Annotated in this window: 14 protein-coding genes; 9 read left to right on the top strand and 5 right to left on the bottom strand. The window is 66.0% G+C overall.

Annotated features, from left to right (window positions below; genetic code table 11):
* Nucleotides 1–6: 6 nt before the first annotated feature.
* Nucleotides 7–1,050, top strand: coding sequence for an L-threonylcarbamoyladenylate synthase (locus tag B0G62_RS22125; protein ID WP_103706351.1), 1,044 nt, complete (start codon nt 7–9; stop codon nt 1,048–1,050).
* A 110-nt stretch (nt 1,051–1,160) separates the two neighbouring features.
* Here the strand turns inward: B0G62_RS22125 and B0G62_RS22120 are convergent, their stop codons facing one another.
* From B0G62_RS22120 to B0G62_RS31405, 4 genes are all read right to left on the bottom strand, one after another.
* Complete coding sequence (locus B0G62_RS22120; RefSeq protein ID WP_103706350.1) at nt 1,161–2,540, bottom strand: SGNH/GDSL hydrolase family protein; 1,380 nt, start codon at nt 2,538–2,540, stop codon at nt 1,161–1,163.
* Between the two features lie 199 nt (nt 2,541–2,739).
* Nucleotides 2,740–3,666 (bottom strand): sterol desaturase family protein, encoded by a 927-nt coding sequence (locus B0G62_RS22115; protein ID WP_103706349.1) that lies wholly within the window; start codon nt 3,664–3,666, stop codon nt 2,740–2,742.
* A gap of 339 nt (nt 3,667–4,005) precedes the next feature.
* A complete protein-coding gene (gene dacB, locus B0G62_RS22110) occupies nt 4,006–5,688 on the bottom strand; it encodes a D-alanyl-D-alanine carboxypeptidase/D-alanyl-D-alanine endopeptidase (protein ID WP_103706348.1) in 1,683 nt (560 codons plus the stop codon).
* Between the two features lie 41 nt (nt 5,689–5,729).
* The gene (locus B0G62_RS31405) at nt 5,730–6,137 is read right to left on the bottom strand and encodes a hypothetical protein (RefSeq protein WP_146055340.1); all 408 of its coding nucleotides are present in this window, start codon (nt 6,135–6,137) and stop codon (nt 5,730–5,732) included.
* Nucleotides 6,138–6,177: 40 nt separating this feature from the next.
* Between B0G62_RS31405 and B0G62_RS22100 the strand changes: the two genes are divergently transcribed.
* From B0G62_RS22100 to B0G62_RS22075, 6 genes are all read left to right on the top strand, one after another.
* Nucleotides 6,178–6,840 (top strand): response regulator, encoded by a 663-nt coding sequence (locus B0G62_RS22100; protein ID WP_103706346.1) that lies wholly within the window; start codon nt 6,178–6,180, stop codon nt 6,838–6,840.
* A gap of 27 nt (nt 6,841–6,867) precedes the next feature.
* Nucleotides 6,868–8,169 carry an ATP-binding protein gene (locus tag B0G62_RS22095; protein ID WP_103706345.1) on the top strand — a complete coding sequence of 434 codons (1,302 nt, stop codon included), beginning with the start codon at nt 6,868–6,870 and terminating at the stop codon, nt 8,167–8,169.
* 200 nt (nt 8,170–8,369) lie between these two features.
* On the top strand, nt 8,370–9,890 hold the full coding sequence (locus B0G62_RS22090) for a DegQ family serine endoprotease (RefSeq protein ID WP_103706344.1): 1,521 nt from the start codon (nt 8,370–8,372) through the stop codon (nt 9,888–9,890).
* A gap of 239 nt (nt 9,891–10,129) precedes the next feature.
* Nucleotides 10,130–10,690 (top strand): carboxypeptidase-like regulatory domain-containing protein, encoded by a 561-nt coding sequence (locus B0G62_RS22085; protein WP_103706343.1) that lies wholly within the window; start codon nt 10,130–10,132, stop codon nt 10,688–10,690.
* A 402-nt stretch (nt 10,691–11,092) separates the two neighbouring features.
* Nucleotides 11,093–11,458, top strand: coding sequence for a DUF427 domain-containing protein (locus B0G62_RS22080; RefSeq protein WP_103706342.1), 366 nt, complete (start codon nt 11,093–11,095; stop codon nt 11,456–11,458).
* 62 nt (nt 11,459–11,520) lie between these two features.
* Nucleotides 11,521–12,273, top strand: coding sequence for an SRPBCC family protein (locus tag B0G62_RS22075; RefSeq protein WP_103706341.1), 753 nt, complete (start codon nt 11,521–11,523; stop codon nt 12,271–12,273).
* A 47-nt stretch (nt 12,274–12,320) separates the two neighbouring features.
* Here the strand turns inward: B0G62_RS22075 and B0G62_RS22070 are convergent, their stop codons facing one another.
* On the bottom strand, nt 12,321–12,971 hold the full coding sequence (locus B0G62_RS22070) for a TetR family transcriptional regulator (RefSeq protein ID WP_103706340.1): 651 nt from the start codon (nt 12,969–12,971) through the stop codon (nt 12,321–12,323).
* Nucleotides 12,972–13,399: 428 nt separating this feature from the next.
* Between B0G62_RS22070 and B0G62_RS22065 the strand changes: the two genes are divergently transcribed.
* Together B0G62_RS22065 and B0G62_RS22060 are read left to right on the top strand one after the other, a co-directional pair.
* Nucleotides 13,400–14,674: an efflux RND transporter periplasmic adaptor subunit gene (locus B0G62_RS22065; protein WP_103706339.1), complete on the top strand. Its 1,275-nt coding sequence runs from the start codon at nt 13,400–13,402 to the stop codon at nt 14,672–14,674.
* A 15-nt stretch (nt 14,675–14,689) separates the two neighbouring features.
* Complete coding sequence (locus B0G62_RS22060; protein WP_103706338.1) at nt 14,690–17,932, top strand: efflux RND transporter permease subunit; 3,243 nt, start codon at nt 14,690–14,692, stop codon at nt 17,930–17,932.
* Nucleotide 17,933: the final 1 nt, after the last annotated feature.

Below are 17,933 nucleotides of genomic sequence, written 5' to 3'. Positions count from 1 at the left end.
CGCACCATGTCTGATCAGCAGAGCGCGCTCGCGGGCGAACCTCCGACCGACGCCGACATCGAGCAGGCCGCCGCCTTGCTCGACGCGGGCGAACTGGTCGCGTTTCCCACCGAGACCGTCTACGGCCTCGGCGGCGATGCGGCGTCGCCCGACGCCGTCGCGCGCATCTATGCCGCCAAGGGCCGGCCGGCCAACCATCCGGTGATCGTGCATCTGCCGCCGGGTGGCGACCCGACGTACTGGGCCGCCGAATGGCCGCAAGCGGCGCAAAAACTCGTCGATGCCTTCTGGCCCGGCCCGCTCACGCTGATCGTCAAGCGCCACGCGCGTATTCCCGATGCGGTGAGCGGCGGTCAGGATTCGGTCGGCCTGCGCTGCCCGTCGCATCCGGTCGCGCAGCGGCTGCTCGCGGCGTTTTCGCAGCGGCGCGGCGGTCATGGCGGCGTCGCGGCGCCGTCGGCGAACCGCTTCGGCCATGTCAGCCCGACCACGGCGCAGCACGTTCGCGATGAGTTCGGCGCCGCCGTGCATGTGCTCGACGGCGGCGCGTGCGACGTCGGCATCGAATCGACGATTCTCGATCTCTCGCGCGGCTTCCCGGCGCTGCTGCGTCCCGGCCACGTGAGTCCGCACGACATCGCGCGCGTGCTGGGCGAGGCGCCGCGTCTGCCCGACGGCTCGGACGCCACGGCGCCGCGCGCCTCGGGCACGCTCAAGGCGCACTATGCGCCGCGCACGCCGCTCGCGCTGCTGCCGTTCGAGTCGCTGGAGCCGCTGCTTGGCGCCGCGCGCGACGCGGGGGAAACCGTCGCGCTGGTGGCGCGGGTCTCGCGCGCGCAGGCGTGGGCGAGTGCGCCGAACGTGCATTTCGTGGCCGCGCCGGAAGAGCCGCAGGTCTATGCGCGCGAGCTTTACAGCCTGCTGCGCGCGCTCGATCGCGCGAATGTTTCGCGCATCCTCATCGAGAAACTGCCCGAAACCATCGAGTGGATCGCCGTGAACGACCGGCTCGGTCGCGCGGCGGCGGCGTTCGAGCAACAGCAGGACTGACGCGCGGTTTTGCGCCGCACTTCTGACACGCGGTTCTGCCGATTCTTCGGCCTGAAATAAAAAACACCCCACGGCCGCGAGGCGCGTGGGGTGTTTTGCTTTGCGCAGGGTTATTGCGGTGCCTTGCCGATACCCGCTGCGGCCAGTTGCGTCTCGACGTACGAGGCGAACTGCGCATGCAGTTCCGTGGTCGGGTGAACCAGATCCGCGAACATGTAGGTCGTGGGCGCATTGGCGGCCACCAGCGTCTGCGGCGAGCAGAACAGCGACGATGCGAACTGCGAGCCATACACGGCTGCGGCGGCATTGATGACCGTCTGGGGGGTGCCGGACGGCAGGCCCAGCACGGACGGATTGGCCAGCGCGTAGTTGGTCGCGTTTTGCTGCATCTGCGTCAGGTTGCAGGCCGTCGCCGTGTTCGTCACGCTGAAGCCGAGGCTCGCTGCGTTCGCGATCGACTGGTCGAGCCACGAGAACGTATCGACGAGCACCACCTTCTTCGCGGCGATCGAGGTCGAGAGGCCCTGGATCAGCGTCAGGTTGTACGCCGCCGTGATGAGCGACAGCGCCTGGTCGGGCGCGCCCGTGGAACCCGGCGTGGCCTTCGCGGCTGCATCGACGGCGAGCGCGGCCGGCGTCTGGCCGATGTCGGGCACGGTCACGACGGCCACCTTCGGCGAGCCCGCGATCTGCGTGTTGACGAGGTTGGCCAGTTCGCCTGCCGCGGTGAGGATCGGCATGATCGAGGCGAAGTCGGTGCTCGCGTTGGTATCCGACTGGATCACCTGGAGCAGCAGGGCCGCCGGGAACAGCGCCTGGGCTTGTGCCGCCGTGAAGCCTTGCTGGACCAGCCCCGTCACGATGGTCTGCTGCACCGTGGTGTTGGTGGAGAGCGACGCGAAGCTGCTGGCCGCGAGCGCCGTGCCGAAGGCCGTCAGACCCGCCGCATTGTTGTCCACGAGGCCGAGGATTTCGTTCGCGCCGCCTTCGACGAGCACGAGCTGGTTCGCGTTGAAGCTGCCGTGCTGCGCCAGGTACTGCTGAAGCTGCCAGGTGACCGGCTGCTGGCTGGCCGCCGGAATCGCGGCGCTGGTGTTGCTCACGCCGCCGGTCGCGACGAGCGCGCCGCCCTGGGCGTAGTCGAGACCGCCGGTGGCCGTCAGCGGCAGGCCGAAGCCGCCTTCGAAGGCGGGGCTGAGCGTATTGCCGAAGTATTCGGAGACCTTCTGCGCCCAGACTTCGCCCGGGTTGGTCGTGAAGCGGCCGCCGCCGAAGCCCGGCGTGATCTGCTCGGAATAGGTGCCCGCGTCCGACAGGCTCGTGCCGAATGCCACCACTTGCAGTTTGGTGCCCGACGGCGGCGGGGTGCTCGCATTGTTGTCGCCGCTACCGCCGCCGCCGCATGCGGCGAGGAGCGCGAAAGCCGCGCTCGCGAGGGCGATCTGGGTGATGCGCAGCATCGTACGGTGTCTCGGTGCCTGGTGCTTCATATTCACTTCATCTCCTCTGTGTGTGGCGGGTCTTGCCACTGTTGCCACTGCCTTGTTGCCATGCCTGGCCGATGCAGACTGCTTCGCGACGCCGGCCTTGTGTCGCTGTTGTTTCGCGCCGTTGTTTCGTGTCGCTATTGTTGTTTCTATCGTTGTTTGCGTGGATCCCCGGGCTGTGGCCAACAGCCTACGCAATCTCTCAGGTCTTGCGCGACCCGAGGTCTCCCTCGGTGTTGTTTTCCGTCACCGCAGAATCGGTGGCTCGCTGCATGGCCAGCGCATCGTGGCGCGCGCACCAGTCGGGCGGCGCGAACAGTGCCGCGAGCCGCGTGCGCGAGTCGGTCATGCGCGCGCAGTCGCGCGCCATCGCGATCCATTCGTGAAAGCTCGCCTTGAGCGGGTTGTAGCTGTCTAGCGGCTTGACGATGCCGTACACCGGCGGCTCGTGCGCATCTTCCTCGACATAACTGCCGAACAGGCGATCCCAGATCGCCAGCACGCCCGCGTAGTTGCGGTCGATGTAGCGCTCGTTGCGCGCGTGGTGGACGCGATGCATCGAAGGCGTATTGATCACGTATTCGAGCCAGCCGAGCTTGCCGATTGCCTGCGTGTGCACGAAAAACTGGAAAGCGAGATTGACGAGCACGATGCCGACGATCTGCATCGGCGTAAAGCCAAGGACGGCAAGCGGAATCCAGAAGACCCACATGCCGGCGACGGGATACATGAGGCTCTGGCGAAACGCCGTGGAAAGATTCAGGCGTCCCGACGAATGATGGACGACGTGCGCGGCCCACAGCCAGCGCACGCGATGGCTCGCGCGGTGAAACACGTAGTAGAGCAGGTCCTGGGCGACGAAAAGCGTGAGCCACGCGGCCCAGCCCGGCTGCCAGTTGACGATGCGCCAGTGGTGGTAGACCCACGCATAAACGGGAATCGCGACGAGCCATGCGAGCTTGTCGGCGCCTTGATGCATGAGCGCGAGGGCGGCGTTGCAGAGCGTGTCGGGCCAGCTATAGAGCGCGGCGCCGGGACGGGTGCGGGCGAGATGCCAGACCTCCCAGCCGATGCAGGCGAGAAACACGGGCGCGAGCGCGAGCAGCAGCCATTCAGCGTCGAACTGCACGAACGTCGTCCTCCTGTCCCGTGGGCGGCGCTGGTCGGCCAGCGCGGCGGTGTTGTCTCCTGTCCGTCTGATGCGGACGCCGGCGCGCGTAGGTGTTGTATGTCGCGCTGCTCGGACTGTGCCCGTCAGGGTACACGCCTCGCGCACGTGACGCCTGGGGCTTTGCTAGAGGAAAACTTCGAAGGAGGACGTCGCGAACCGATCCGTCGCGACGGTTTTGCGCGGCATTTGAGCGCCTTGAAGACGTTTTCCAGGCGTCCTCAAAGCGTCAAAAGCCGGCGCACTGAAATACGCGGCGAGCGCGTACTCACCGGGCGCATTAGCGTAAGTGTCGATGCCTCAATGCGCGGCGTGTTTCTTCTTTTTCGCCGTCGCCTTGTATTCGACGCGTTCGACGTGCGTGGCCCGTTCCACCGGCTTCGAGGCGTGTCCCGCGCGCGACGCTTTGGTCGAGCGCTTCGGATGCGGATCGACATAGACCGGCGCTTCTTCCGGCATGCCCTGGTAGACCCATTCGAGCAGCGAGTCGTGCGCGGCGCGCGCGGCTTCGGCGTGCGGATCGTTGATGAGGCTCACGACGATCCAGCTCGTGCCGTTCTCGGCGGCCACGTAGCCCGCGATCGCGCGCACGTCGCGCAGCGTGCCGGTCTTGATGTGCGCGTTGCCGCCCACGCCCGCGTTGGTGAGACGGTTACGCATGGTGCCGTCCACGCCCACGATCGGCAGCGAATCGATGAACACCTGCGCGACCGGGCTTGCGTTGGCCGTCTGCAGCAGGTTCGCGAGCGACAGCGCGCTGATGTGTTCTTCGCGCGAGAGGCCGCAGCCGTTGTCGAGCACGAGCTCGGGCATGGCGAGGCCGTTGCGGCGCAGGAACGTGGTGACGGCCGTGGCCGCCTTCGCCGTGGTCGCGGGCGGCTTGCCCTCGACGGCGCCCAGCGTCAGGAACAGATTGCGCGCCATCACGTTGTTGCTGAACTTGTTGATGTCGTGCACGACATCGCCCAGCGGCGGACTCTGATGCACGCCCAGCAGACGCGCGCGCGGCGGCACGACGCCTTCGTGCGTGGTGCCCGCGAAGGTGCCGCCGGCCTGTTGCCAGAGCGCGAGGAAACCGTCCGCGAAGAAGGTCGAGTGATCGACGGGCGCGGCCATGTTGAGCGTGCGCTCGCCGCAGCGCATCGCGTAGTTGCCCGCGAAGCTGGCGGTCACGAGACCGTTGGCGCCCGGCGTGACCTGCGGGCTGGGCAGCATGCCGCCGCACGAGCCTGCGCGCTCATGGATCTGGTTGTCGATCTGCCATTGCGCGACGGGCGGCACGACGTCGATCGACACGCCATCGCGCGACGGCGAGAACGTGAACGACAGCGCCTTGAATGCGTACATCAGCGGATCGGGGCCGACGTTATAAGGCGCGCTTTCGTCGCCGTCGAACGAGGGCAGATCGCGCGTGGAGGGATCGAATTCGCTCTTGTCGAGCACGAGCGCGCCTTCGATGCGCGTCACGCCCGCCTGACGGATCTTCTGCACGAGGTCGATCAGCTCTTCGGGCACGAGCTTGGGGTCGCCCGTGCCCTTGATGTAGAGGTTGCCGTGCAGCGTGCCGCTCGCGTCGACTTCGCCGTCGGTATAGGCGCTCGTCTTCCAGCGATAGTCGGCGCCGAGCATCGCGAGGCCGCTCCAGGTGGTGACGAGCTTCATCGTCGAGGCAGGCATCATCGGCTGGCCCGCGTTGACGGCGAGGCTCGGCTGACGGTCGCCGACCTTCTCGATCACCACGCTCACCGCCGACAGCGGCACGTGCGCGCGCGCGAGGCCCGCCATCACGCTCGGCGGCAGGTCGGTGCTGACGTTGACGGCCGGCAGGCGCGGCGCGCCTTCGGGCTGGGCCTGGGCGGCGGGCACGCCGGCGAAGGCCGTGGCGAGCGCGGCGCAGGCGAGGGTGAGGGCGAGCGCGAGGGGACGCGGTGCGCGCGTCGGACGGAGGAAAGTGCGTAGTCGGGACAGCGAAACGGGCGGCATGAAAAGCGTTGAATTTGGGCGGCCGGAAGGCCGCGTAGCGGTCACGCAGGGGCCGCGCGGGAACCTGCATGGACCATGCAGGGCCGCGCGCGGACGCGGAAAATAGCGGTAAAAAACAGCAAAAAACTCACGGTCGCGTCGCATTCGCGATGCGTGCGCCGACGCCAACGAACACCCACGAACGAAAGGGCATGAAGGGGCGCAATCGACATCGCGGCATCGCGCGCCGCAAAAGCGCCCATTGTAAAGACCTCGCGTGGCGTGCGTGCGTCGTTGGCGAGAAATCGGCGCGATATCCGTGCGATATCGGCAAAAAGGTGGACGAAGGTTACGCCAGCACAGGTTGGCTGCAAGGTTCGCGTTTCCAGCCCGATTGCGCTTTGAAAGGGAACGCCATGGCGAGGCGCTAGAATGCAGCCATCGTCATCCACCTCATTCACCTCATCCACGAATCGCGGCGCTCCGGCGCCGCTCTGCCAGTTCACTACGATGCGAATACTGCTAGTCGAAGATGACCGCATGATCGCCGAGGGCGTGCGCAAGGCGCTGCGCGGCGAAGGCTTTGCGGTCGATTGGGTCGAGGACGGTGAAGCCGCGCTGTCTGCCGCAAGCGGCGAAAACTACGACCTCATGCTGCTCGATCTCGGGCTGCCCCGGCGCGACGGCCTCGACGTGCTGCGCACGCTGCGCGCGCGCGGCAATGCGCTGCCCGTGCTGATCCTCACCGCGCGCGACGCCATCGCGGATCGGGTGAAGGGACTCGATGCGGGCGCCGACGATTACCTCATCAAACCGTTCGATCTCGACGAACTGGGCGCACGCATGCGCGCGCTGATCCGCCGTCAATCGGGCCGCAGCGATTCCACGATCCGGCACGGCTCGATCACGCTCGATCCGGCCTCGCACCAGGTCACCCAGGACGGCGCGCCCGTGGCGCTGTCCGCGCGCGAATTCGCGCTGCTCGAAGCGTTGCTCGCGCGCCCGGGCGCCGTGCTCTCCAAGACCCAGCTCGAAGAAAAAATGTACGGCTGGGGCGAGGAGATCGGCAGCAATACCGTCGAGGTCTATATCCATGCGCTGCGCAAGAAGCTCGGCGCCGATCTGATCCGCAACGTGCGCGGCCTCGGTTACATGGTCGCGAAGGATGCTTGATGACGCAGGCGCGCTGACGGGTTCTGGATGAGTTCAATACGAAGACAACTGCTGTTCTGGCTGCTCGCGATCGTGGTCGCGGGCGTGTGCCTCGCGGGCTGGCTGATTTATCGCCAGGCGCTCGCGGAAGCCAACGAGCTGTTCGATTACCAGTTGCAGGAGATCGCCGAGGCGCTGCCCTCCGAGCCGTTCAACGAGATCCTCAGTTCGCGCGACACCGGCGACGAGGGCATCGTGCTGCAGATCTGGAATCGCAACGGTGTCCTGATGTATTACTCGCATCCGCGCGCGCCGCTCGCGCCGCGCGCGGAACTCGGCTTCTCGACCGAGAAGACCGATCGCGGCGACTGGCGCGTGTATGGGGCGATCGTCGGCGACAACGTCGTGCAGCTTGCGCAGCCGGTGTCGGTGCGTAACCGTCTGGCCGCCAATGTCGCGTTGCGCACGCTCTGGCCGTTGATCGTGCTGATGCCGTTTCTGGGGCTCGCCGTGTGGATGGTGGTGGGGCGCGGTCTCAAGCCGCTTTCGCGGGTGGCGCGCGCGCTCGATACGCGTCATCCCGAGGCGCTCGATCCGCTGCCCGAAGAGCGTTTGCCGCGCGAGGTGATGCCGCTCGTGCATGCGTTGAACGCGCTGCTCGAAAGACTCGCGCAGGCACTCGACACGCAAAAGGCCTTTGTCGCCGATGCCGCGCACGAATTGCGCACGCCGCTCGCGGCCGTGCAGATCCAGGCGCAACTGGTTGCGCGCGCAAAGGATGACGAGACGCGCCGCGAAGCGCTCGGCGATCTGCAAACGGGCGTCACGCGCGCCACGCGCCTGGCCGAACAACTGCTCGCGCTGGCCCGCTCCGAACCCGATGGCCACGCCCGCGCGCAAAGCGTCGATCTGCATGCGCTTCTCGATGATTGCGTGCTCAACTATGCGCCGCTCGCGCAGCAGCGCGGCGTGGATCTCGGCATCGAAGAAAGCGTTGCGGCCCAGGTGGACGGCGATGCCCATGCCTTGCGCGTGATGTTCAACAATCTGCTCGACAACGCGACCAAGTACACGCCCGCGGGCGGCCGTGTGGACGTGAGCCTGCTGGTGCAGGACGGACATCCGCTTGTGCGTATCGCGGATAGCGGGCCGGGCATTCCGGTGGAGGAGCGCGCGCGCGTGTTCGATCGTTTTTATCGCGTGGGCGCGGGCGTGAATCGCGCGCGTACCGATGTGGCCGGGACCGGCCTCGGACTCGCGATCGTGCGGCGCATTGCCGATCAGCATGGCGCCGCCATCACGCTCGACGATTCGCCTGCGGGTGGGTTGCAGGTGGAGGTGCGGTTTTGAAGCTTCCGTTTCGCTTTCAATCCGGCGCTTCAATATCGATGCGCCCGCATCGATCCCCGAATTGATCCCTGCCTCGCGCCGCCTCGCGCAAAGGCCCGCCACACGGGCCTTTGCGGATTAGTTCCCGAATTAAGACTCCTTTAAGTGACGCGGCTTAACCTTCGTTACGTCGTGATCGTATCCCGCGCAAGGAGTCCACTATGAATACCAAAGTCGTCACCCGTAGTGCCGTGGCCATCGCCGTTGCCGTCGCATTGTCGGCGGGTTATGTGGCCGGGCGCCGCGATGTGCCGCCGCCGCAGGTCATTACGCCGGCCCAGGCCGCGATGATGCCCGCCGAAGCCGCGGCGAAGACCGGCATTCCCGACTTCTCGGGCCTCGTGGAAACCTACGGCCCGGCGGTCGTCAACATCAGTGCCAAGCATGTGGTGAAGCAGACCGCCATGCGTGGCGGCGGCGGTAGTGGTAGCGGCGGCGGTTCGCAGCAATTGCCGATCGATCCGAGCGATCCGTTCTATCAGTTCTTCAAGCACTTCTACGGCGGTATGCCGGGCATGGGCGGCGACGGCAGCGGCGGCGCCCAGCCGGATACGCCGAGCGCGAGCCTCGGCTCGGGCTTCATCATCAGCCCCGATGGCTACATCCTCACCAACGCGCACGTCGTCGACGGCGCGAACGTCGTGACGGTCAAGCTCACCGACAAGCGCGAATTCAAGGCCAAGGTCGTCGGCGCGGACAAGCAGTCGGACGTCGCGGTGCTCAAGATCGACGCCAAGGATTTGCCGACGGTGAAGATCGGCGATCCGCGCCAGAGCAAGGTCGGGCAGTGGGTGGTGGCGATTGGCTCGCCGTACGGCTTCGACAACACCGTGACCTCGGGCATCATCAGCGCGAAGTCGCGCTCGCTGCCTGACGAGAACTACACGCCGTTCATCCAGACCGACGTGCCGGTGAATCCGGGCAACTCGGGCGGCCCGCTGTTCAATCTGCAGGGCGAAGTGATCGGCATCAACTCGATGATCTACTCGCAGACGGGCGGCTTCCAGGGGCTGTCGTTCGCGATCCCGATCACCGAGGCCATGAAGGTCAAGGACGATCTCGTCAAGACCGGCCACGTAAGCCGCGGACGCCTGGGCGTCGCGGTGCAGTCGATGAACCAGACGCTCGCGGATTCGTTCGGCATGGACAAGCCGCACGGCGCGCTCGTGAGTTCGGTGGACGCCAGCGGTCCGGCCGCCAAGGCGGGTCTGAAGCCCGGCGACGTGATCGTGGCCGTGAACGGCGAGCAGGTGGGCGATTCGTCCGATCTGCCCGCGCTGATCGCGGGCATGAAGCCGGGCACCAAGGCCGACATCCAGATCTGGCGCGACAAGGGCACCAGGGATCTGACCGCGACCATCGGTTCGCTTTCGGATAGCAAGGTGGCTTCGAACGACACGCAGCAGTCGCAGATGCAGGGTCGCCTGGGTGTCGCGGTGCGCCCGCTCACGCCGGAAGAGAAGAGCAACAGCTCGCTCGATCACGGTCTGCTCGTCGAGCAGGCGGGCGGCGCGGCGGAAAGCGCCGGCATCCAGCAGGGCGACGTGATTCTCGCCGTGAACGGCCGTCCGGTCAGCAGCGCCGACCAGCTCAAGCAGATGATCGCGCAGGCCGGCAACAGCATCGCCCTCCTGATCCAGCGCGACGACGCGCAGATCTTCGTGCCGGTCGATCTCGGCTGAACGCGCCAACTGCACTAACGGTTCGCTCCAGCGGTCTGCCGCGCTTCATCGACCGGCTTTATCGACCGGCTTTATCGACCGATTTTGTTAGACCGCTTTTCACTGCCGTCCGGGCTTCGCGCCCCGACGGCAGTTTTCTTTTGTGCCTCTGGAGCCGCTCGCCTATACCTCTAACCAGGCCACGGGCATGGGTTTTGCGCATCCCACTGGACCGGCAACCTGTAAGAGGAGCAGCCACAATGAAGATGTTTCGTAACACGCGTCCCGTCCTTTCGGCCGCCGCACTGGCGACCACCCTGGCGATCGGTGCAATCGGCTTTGCGGGCATGACCCAGCCTGCGTTCGCGCAGCAGGCCATGCCGCCCGGCGGCAATGCGGGCACCGACAACATGAACGGCACCACGGGCAATGCCACAGTCGGCGGTTCGAGCAGCGACGACAGCAGCGCCGGCAACACCAACGGCGGCGGCATGCCGCAAGTGCAGCAACAGGGCGACGTCTCGTACGTGTCGGGCGGCGTCGGCCAGGACGAGTCGAAGGCGCTGCAGGGGGCGGCGCACTCGTGGCCGCTCGCGCTGCGCTTCACCGGCCGCAAGGCCGAGTTCCTCGCCGATGTCCATGTGCAGATCACCGACGCCCACGGCGCCAGCGTCCTTGACGCGACGTCGCGCGGGCCGTACATGCTCGTGCGCGTGCGCCCGGGCCGCTACACCGTGCACGTGAGCCACGCGGGCGTCGATAAAACCAGCGCCGTGACGGTCGGTTCGAACGGCAGCGCGCGCGCGTCATTCGTCTGGTGATTCGCGCGGACAGGGGAGGGCGGCGGCACGCCACGCGTTGACGCCGCTTTTAAGCTTTTGACCGTCTGATACCGCACATTCCGCGCATTCCTTGGCGGGCGGTTTCGCGCCTGTGCCCGGCCTGCGTCGAAGTCGCGCAAGCCGGCGCAGTTTCGTCGATAATGAAGCCACGGGTCTGCCGTGGCTTTCTTGCGTCGTCGGGTTCAAGCGTGTTGCGCGCCGGGTTTCACCGCGCTGTTACGCACGCGGGCGACAATGTCCGGCCGCGCGCCCGTCAGGGAGCAGTTCACAAGCAGCACCAAACATTGGCCAGGACCGGCGCCGCGCCGGCATCCCGGCACACCAGCGGCGATGCGCCAGCCCCAATGGCTTGGGGCGGCGCACATCGATCAGGAGCGGACCATGACGGTCGAACCGGATGCCGGCCATCGCATCGACATCATCGTGAACCGCCATCGCGTGCGCGTGATCCACGGCGGTATCACGATTGCCGACACGCTCGCGGCGCTCACCGTCAGCGAAACCGGTTGCCCCGACGTTTTCTATTTCCCGCGCGCCGACGTGAACATGGCGCGCCTCGAACGCTCCGAGCGCACATCGACGTGCCCGCACAAGGGCAGCGCCGCGTATTTCCATTTGCGTACCGAAGACGGCCGTATCGAAGACGCCGCCTGGAGCTACGAAGCGCCGCACGAAACCGTGCGCGGCATCGGCGGCTATCTGGCGTTCGACGTCCAGCGCGTGGACCGCATCGACCAGACGTCCTGATTCGCCCAACTCCGACAACAATCAACAATCCGACCTTCTCGCACCGCTATCGGGGAGCCGCCATGGAACTGAACGACGCGTTGAGGATTCCGCTCGGGCCGTCTGCCGTCTGGCAGGCGCTCCAGGACGCCGCGCTCGTGCGTGCGAGCCTGGAGCACTGCGAGTCGTTCCGCAGGCTCGGTCCCGGCGAATATGCGATCACGCTCACTGTGCCGCTCGGACCGCTGCGCGCGCGTTACGAAGTGCGCGCTCACATCGAAAGCGACATCGCCGAGGTGCCGCTCAAGCCGCGCCGCGTGCTGAGCTTTCGCGCGCGCGCCGACGGCATCGGCTCGCTGCGCGGGCAGATCGACGTGGCGCTGCGGGAGGAGGAGCGGGCGGCGTCGGCGGTTGCGCCGGCCACGGCGGAGCACGGCTTGAGCACGCGCATCGACTATTCGGTGTGGGCGACGCTGACCGGGCCGCTAGGCGAGTTGCCGCCGCGCCAGATCGAACACGCGCTGCACGAACTGGCCGATGAGTTCTTTACGGAGTTCTGCGCCGTGGTGGCGGCCAAGCATGGCCAGGCGCCCAATCGCGCGCGCGGGAAGGAGCCGCGCCGTCAGCATGTGTTCCTGCGGCCGATCAATCTCGCGGCGGTCGTGCGGCGCGCGCATCTGCTGCCGCAGCAGGCGGGCGGCACGCTGTCGGGCCGCGCGGCAAGCACGCTGCGCCACGAACCCACGCCGCACGTAATGCCCGGCTGGGCCTGGGCCGCGATGATCGTCTTCGTGGCGATCCTGTTCTACGTCGCGCGCCGTTTCGCCGAAAGCTGACCCGCTTCGGCGAGTTCGCCCGGGATGCTTGTCCGGCGGTTATTCGCTTATTTGTCCGCTACCGGATCTGCCCGCAATGCGGGGCTATGGCGCAGCGCGTCGAGCATCGCCTCGACGTGACGCTGCGCGTGCTTCGCCACATCGAACTGGTCCGGCAGGATGGCCATGTCGTGCAGCGCGCCCGTGATGAACGAGTGCAGCACGCGCGCCGCGCGCGCGGCGTCGAGATCGGCGGGCAACTGGCCCTTCGACATCGCGTTGCGCAGGCCTTCCTCGATCCGCATCAGCCCTTCGCGCATGTTGGCCTGATGCCGCGCCATCACCGGCCCCATTTCCTCGACGAACTCGCACTTCAGAAACAGGATTTCGAACACGCGCCGACGCCGCGCGTCGGTGGCGGTGTCTTGCAGGCAAAGCGTGCAGAGATCCTTGATGCGCCCGAGCGGATCGGGCTCGCCCGGATCGACCGAAGCCGCCTTGAGCTCGTCGAGCGGCAGGATCACGCGATCGAACATCGCCGTGAACAGATCGCCCTTGTTCTCGAAATGCCAGTAGATCGCGCCGCGCGTGACGCCTGCGGCCTGGGCGATATCGGCGAGCGAGCTGCGCGAGACGCCCTTTTCGGAGAAGACGTGTTCAGCTGCGTCGAGAATGCGGTTGCGCGTCTCCTGCGCTTCCTCTTTCGTACGTCGGGCCATGATGAAATTAGCGCCTTTCAGGCGGATTAACGGGGTGGCCAGGCATCTGGGGGTCCGACGAGCAAAGTATTGATTTGTAATATAGATGTCACGCGCGGAATCTTCTTCAGGCGCGCCTCGGGTGGGTTGAAGCGTTCCTAAACATTCATTCGCGAATGTATCTATAATACCACCCCACCACCTGGATACCTCGAGAAGTGATGTCCGGTTAATATCCGTCACTGGCCCAGCGGTCGTAGAAACCCCAGTGCGCGACGCCCCCGCGGTGGCGCGCGAATAGAGCCCGGATGAATGTTGCTGACCGATATCGAGCCTTTGAAGTACCGGGTTATTCGTCAGGTATTGCCAGATGCTGGCGTGCGTCGTTGTCCTCGTTCTTTGAGGACGCCGCACGCTTTTAATTGTCAGATATAGACAGAGGTCGCTCCATGCGCGTCGAACGGGTTCCATTCCGCCTAATCAGCTTCGCGACGGCTGCCGTAGTGCTCGCAGCGTGCGGGCAAAAGCAGTCGGCGCCGCCGCCGCAAACTCCCGAAGTGGGTGTCGTCACCGTCCAGCCGAGCACCGTGCCGGTCGTCTCCGAACTGCCGGGCCGCACCAATGCGTTCCTCGTCGCGCAGGTGCGCGCACGGGTCGACGGTATCGTGCTGCGCCGCGAGTTCACCGAAGGCTCGGTCGTGAAGGCCGGTCAGCGCCTGTACAAGATCGATCCGGCGCCGTACATCGCCACGCTCAATAACGCCAAGGCGTCGCTGGCGAAGGCGAAGGCGAATCTCGTCACGCAGAACGCCCTCGTCGCGCGCTACAAGGTGCTCGTTTCGGCCAACGCGGTGAGCAAGCAGGACTACGACAACGCCGTGTCCGCGCAAGGTCAGGCCCAGGCCGACGTCGATGCCGGCAAGGCCTCGGTCGACACCGCCCAGATCAACCTGGGCTACACCGACGTGCTTTCGCCGATCACCGGCAAGGTCGGCATTTCGCAGGTCACGCCTGGCGCCTACGTGCAGGCGAGCGCGGCGACGCTGCTCTCGACCGTGCAGCAGATGGACCCGATGTACGTGGACCTCACGCAGTCGAGCCTCGACGGCCTGAAGCTGCGCCGCGAGATCGAAGAAGGGCGCCTGAAGACCAACGGCCCCGACGCCGCCAAGGTCTCGCTCGTGCTCGAAGACGGCCGCACCTATGCGCAGCAGGGCAAGCTCCAGTTCACCGACGTCACGGTCGATCAGACCACCGGCTCGGTGACGATCCGCGCGCTGTTCCCGAACCCGGACCGCGTGCTGCTGCCGGGCATGTTCGTGCGCGCGCGCATCGACGAAGGCACCAACGATCAGGCCTTCCTCGTGCCGCAAGTGGGCGTCCAGCACGACCAGAAGGGCCAGGCGACGGTGCTCGTGGTGAACCAGCAGAACAAGGTCGAGCTGCATCCGGTCGTCACGTCGGGCTCGCAAGGCCAGGACTGGATCGTCGAAAGCGGCCTGAGCGCGGGCGACCGCGTGATCGTGCAAGGCACCGAAAAAGTGAAGCCGGGCGCCGAGGTCAAGGCCGTGGACGCGCATCTGCCGCCGCCGCCCCCGCCGGGCGCGCCTTCGGCGGACCAGGCGACGGCTTCGGGTTACGCGAACGCAGGCGCGGCATCGGGCGCATCCGGCGCATCGCCTGCCCCCGCTGCATCCGCCCCCGCTGCCTCCGCTGCGCAATAACAGGGAGCCTGTTTCATGGCAAAGTTCTTTATCGATCGCCCGATTTTCGCGTGGGTGATCGCCATCATTCTGATGCTGGCGGGTGTGGCGTCGGTGTTCACGCTGCCGGTCGCGCAGTATCCGACCATCGCGCCGCCGTCGATCCAGATCAGCGCGACCTACCCGGGCGCGTCGGCGAAGACGGTGGAAGACACGGTCACCCAGGTGATCGAGCAGCAGATGAGCGGTCTCGACCATCTGTTGTATCTGTCGTCCACGTCCGATGACTCGGGCACGGCCACCATTACGCTGACCTTCGCCGCGGGCACCAATCCGGACATCGCGCAGGTGCAGGTGCAGAACAAGCTGCAGCTCGCCACGCCGATTCTGCCGCAGGTGGTGCAGCAGCTCGGCATCAAGGTCACGAAATCGAGCAGCAGCTTCCTGCTGGTGCTGGCGTTCGTGTCCGAAGACGGCAGCATGACCAAGTACGACCTCGCGAACTACGTGGCGTCGAACATCGAAGATCCGGTCAGCCGTATCGACGGCGTGGGTACGGTCACGCTGTTCGGCTCGCAGTACGCGATGCGCGTGTGGCTCGATCCGAACAAGCTTACCAACTACAGCCTCACGCCGAGCGACGTGACGGCCGCGATCACCGCGCAGAACGTGCAGATCGCGGGCGGTCAGCTGGGCGGCACGCCGTCGGTGGCGGGGCAGTCGTTCCAGGCGACCATCACCGAATCGACGCTGCTGCACACGCCCGAAGAGTTCGGCAACATCCTGCTGAAGGTGAATCAGGACGGCTCGCAGGTGCGTCTGAAGGACGTGGCGCGCATTGGTCTGGGCGGCGAAAACTACAACTTCGACACGAAGTACAACGGTGCGCCGACCGCCGGTCTGGGTATTCAGCTCGCGACGGGCGCCAACGCGCTGCAGACCGCGAAGCTCGTGCGCCAGAAGATCGACGATCTGTCGAAGTACTACCCGCACGGCCTCGTCGTGAAGTACCCGTATGACACGACGCCGTTCGTGCGCCTGTCGATCGAGGAAGTGATCAAGACGCTGCTGGAAGGCATCGTGCTGGTGTTCCTCGTGATGTACCTGTTCCTGCAAAACCTGCGCGCGACGTTGATTCCGACGATCGCGGTGCCGGTGGTGCTGCTGGGTACGTTCGCGATCATGGCGGCGGTGGGCTTCTCCATCAATACGCTGTCGATGTTCGGCCTCGTGCTCGCTATCGGCCTGCTGGTGGACGATGCGATCGTGGTGGTGGAAAACGTCGAGCGGGTGATGGCGGAGGAGGGCTTGCCACCGAAGGAAGCCACCCGCAAGGCAATGGGCCAGATCACCGGCGCGCTGGTGGGCGTGGCGCTCGTGCTGTCGGCCGTGTTCGTGCCGGTGGCGTTCTCGGGCGGTTCCGTGGGCGCCATCTATCGTCAGTTCTCGCTGACGATCGTGGCGGCGATGGTGCTGTCCGTGCTCGTCGCGCTGATTCTGACGCCGGCGCTGTGCGCGACCATCCTCAAGCCGATCCCGCAGGGCCACCACGAAGAGAAGAAGGGCTTCTTCGGCTGGTTCAACCGCACGTTCGACAAGAGCCGCGACAAGTATCACAGCGGCGTGCACCACGTCATCAAGCGCTCGGGCCGCTGGCTCATCATCTATCTGGCCGTGATCGTCGCGGTGGGCTTCCTGTTCGTGCGCCTGCCGAAGTCGTTCCTGCCCGATGAGGACCAGGGCACGATGTTCGTGATCGTGCAGACGCCTTCGGGCTCGACCCAGGAAACCACGGCGCGCACGCTGGCCAACATCCAGAACTATCTGCTCAACGACGAAAAATCGATCGTCGAGTCGACGTTCACGGTGAACGGCTTCAGCTTCGCGGGTCGCGGCCAGAACTCGGGTCTCGTGTTCGTGCGGATGAAGGACTACAAGGATCGTCAGCACGCGGACCAGAAGGTCCAGGCGCTGGTCGGCCGCGTGTTCGCGCACTACTCGAGCTACAAAGACGCGATGGTGATTCCGGTGAATCCGCCGTCGATTCCTGAACTCGGCACGGCATCGGGCTTCGACTTCGAACTGCAGGATCGCGGCGGTGTCGGCCACGAGAAGCTGATGGAAGCGCGCAACATGCTGCTCGGCATGGCGGCGAAGGATCCGTCGCTTGCGCTCGTGCGTCCGAACGGCCTGAACGACACGCCGCAGTACCAGATCAACATCGACCGCGAGAAGGCTGAAGCGCTCGGTGTGACGTCGGCGGCGGTGGACAACACGTTCTCGATCGGCTGGGCTTCGTCGTACGTGAACAACTTCCTCGACGTCGATGGCCGGATCAAGAAGGTGTACGTGATGTCCGACGCGCCGTTCCGGATGTCGCCGACCGATCTGGACCTCTGGTACGTGCGCAACAGCGCGGGCGGGATGGTGCCGTTCAGCTCGTTCGCAAGCGGCCAGTGGACCTACGGTTCGCCGAAGCTCGAGCGTTACAACGGCATCTCGGCGGTGGAAATCCAGGGGGCGGCCAGCACGGGCAAGTCGACCGGCCAGGCGATGACGGCGATGGAGCAGATCGCGGCGAAGCTGCCCGCGGGCATCGGCTACGAGTGGACCGGCCTGTCGTTCCAGGAACGTCAGTCGGGTTCGCAGGCGCCTATCCTGTACGGCATCTCGATCCTCGTCGTGTTCCTGTGTCTCGCGGCGCTGTATGAAAGCTGGTCGATTCCGTTCGCGGTCATCATGGTGGTGCCGCTCGGCGTGCTCGGCGCGCTGCTGGCGGTGACGCTGCGCGGTCTGGAAAACGACGTGTTCTTCCAGGTGGGGCTGTTGACCACCGTGGGTCTGTCGGCGAAGAACGCGATTCTGATCGTGGAATTCGCCCGCGACCTGCAGGCGGAAGGCACCATGGGCCCGATCGAAGCGGCGCTCGAAGCCGCCCGACTGCGTCTGCGGCCGATTCTGATGACCTCGCTCGCGTTCATTCTGGGCGTGCTGCCGCTCGCGATCAGTAACGGCGCGGGTTCGGCTTCGCAGCACGCAATCGGCACGGGCGTGATCGGCGGGATGCTGACGGCGACGTTCCTCGCGATCTTCATGATCCCGATGTTCTTCGTGGTGATCCGCGCGAAGTTCGCCGGCGAGAAGGAAGACCCGGATGTGGCGCTCCAGCACTATGAAGAGCACCACGCGCACGACCACGACGCCGACAACGGCGGCACGGGTGGCGGCAATGGTGGCGGCGCTGGCGGCAACGACGGCCCGGGCAAGGAAGGACATTGAG

The sequence above is a fragment of the Paraburkholderia eburnea genome (assembly GCF_002917095.1).
GTDB classification, from domain to species: domain Bacteria; phylum Pseudomonadota; class Gammaproteobacteria; order Burkholderiales; family Burkholderiaceae; genus Paraburkholderia; species Paraburkholderia eburnea.
This window is presented reverse-complemented; position numbering and strand designations above follow the sequence as displayed.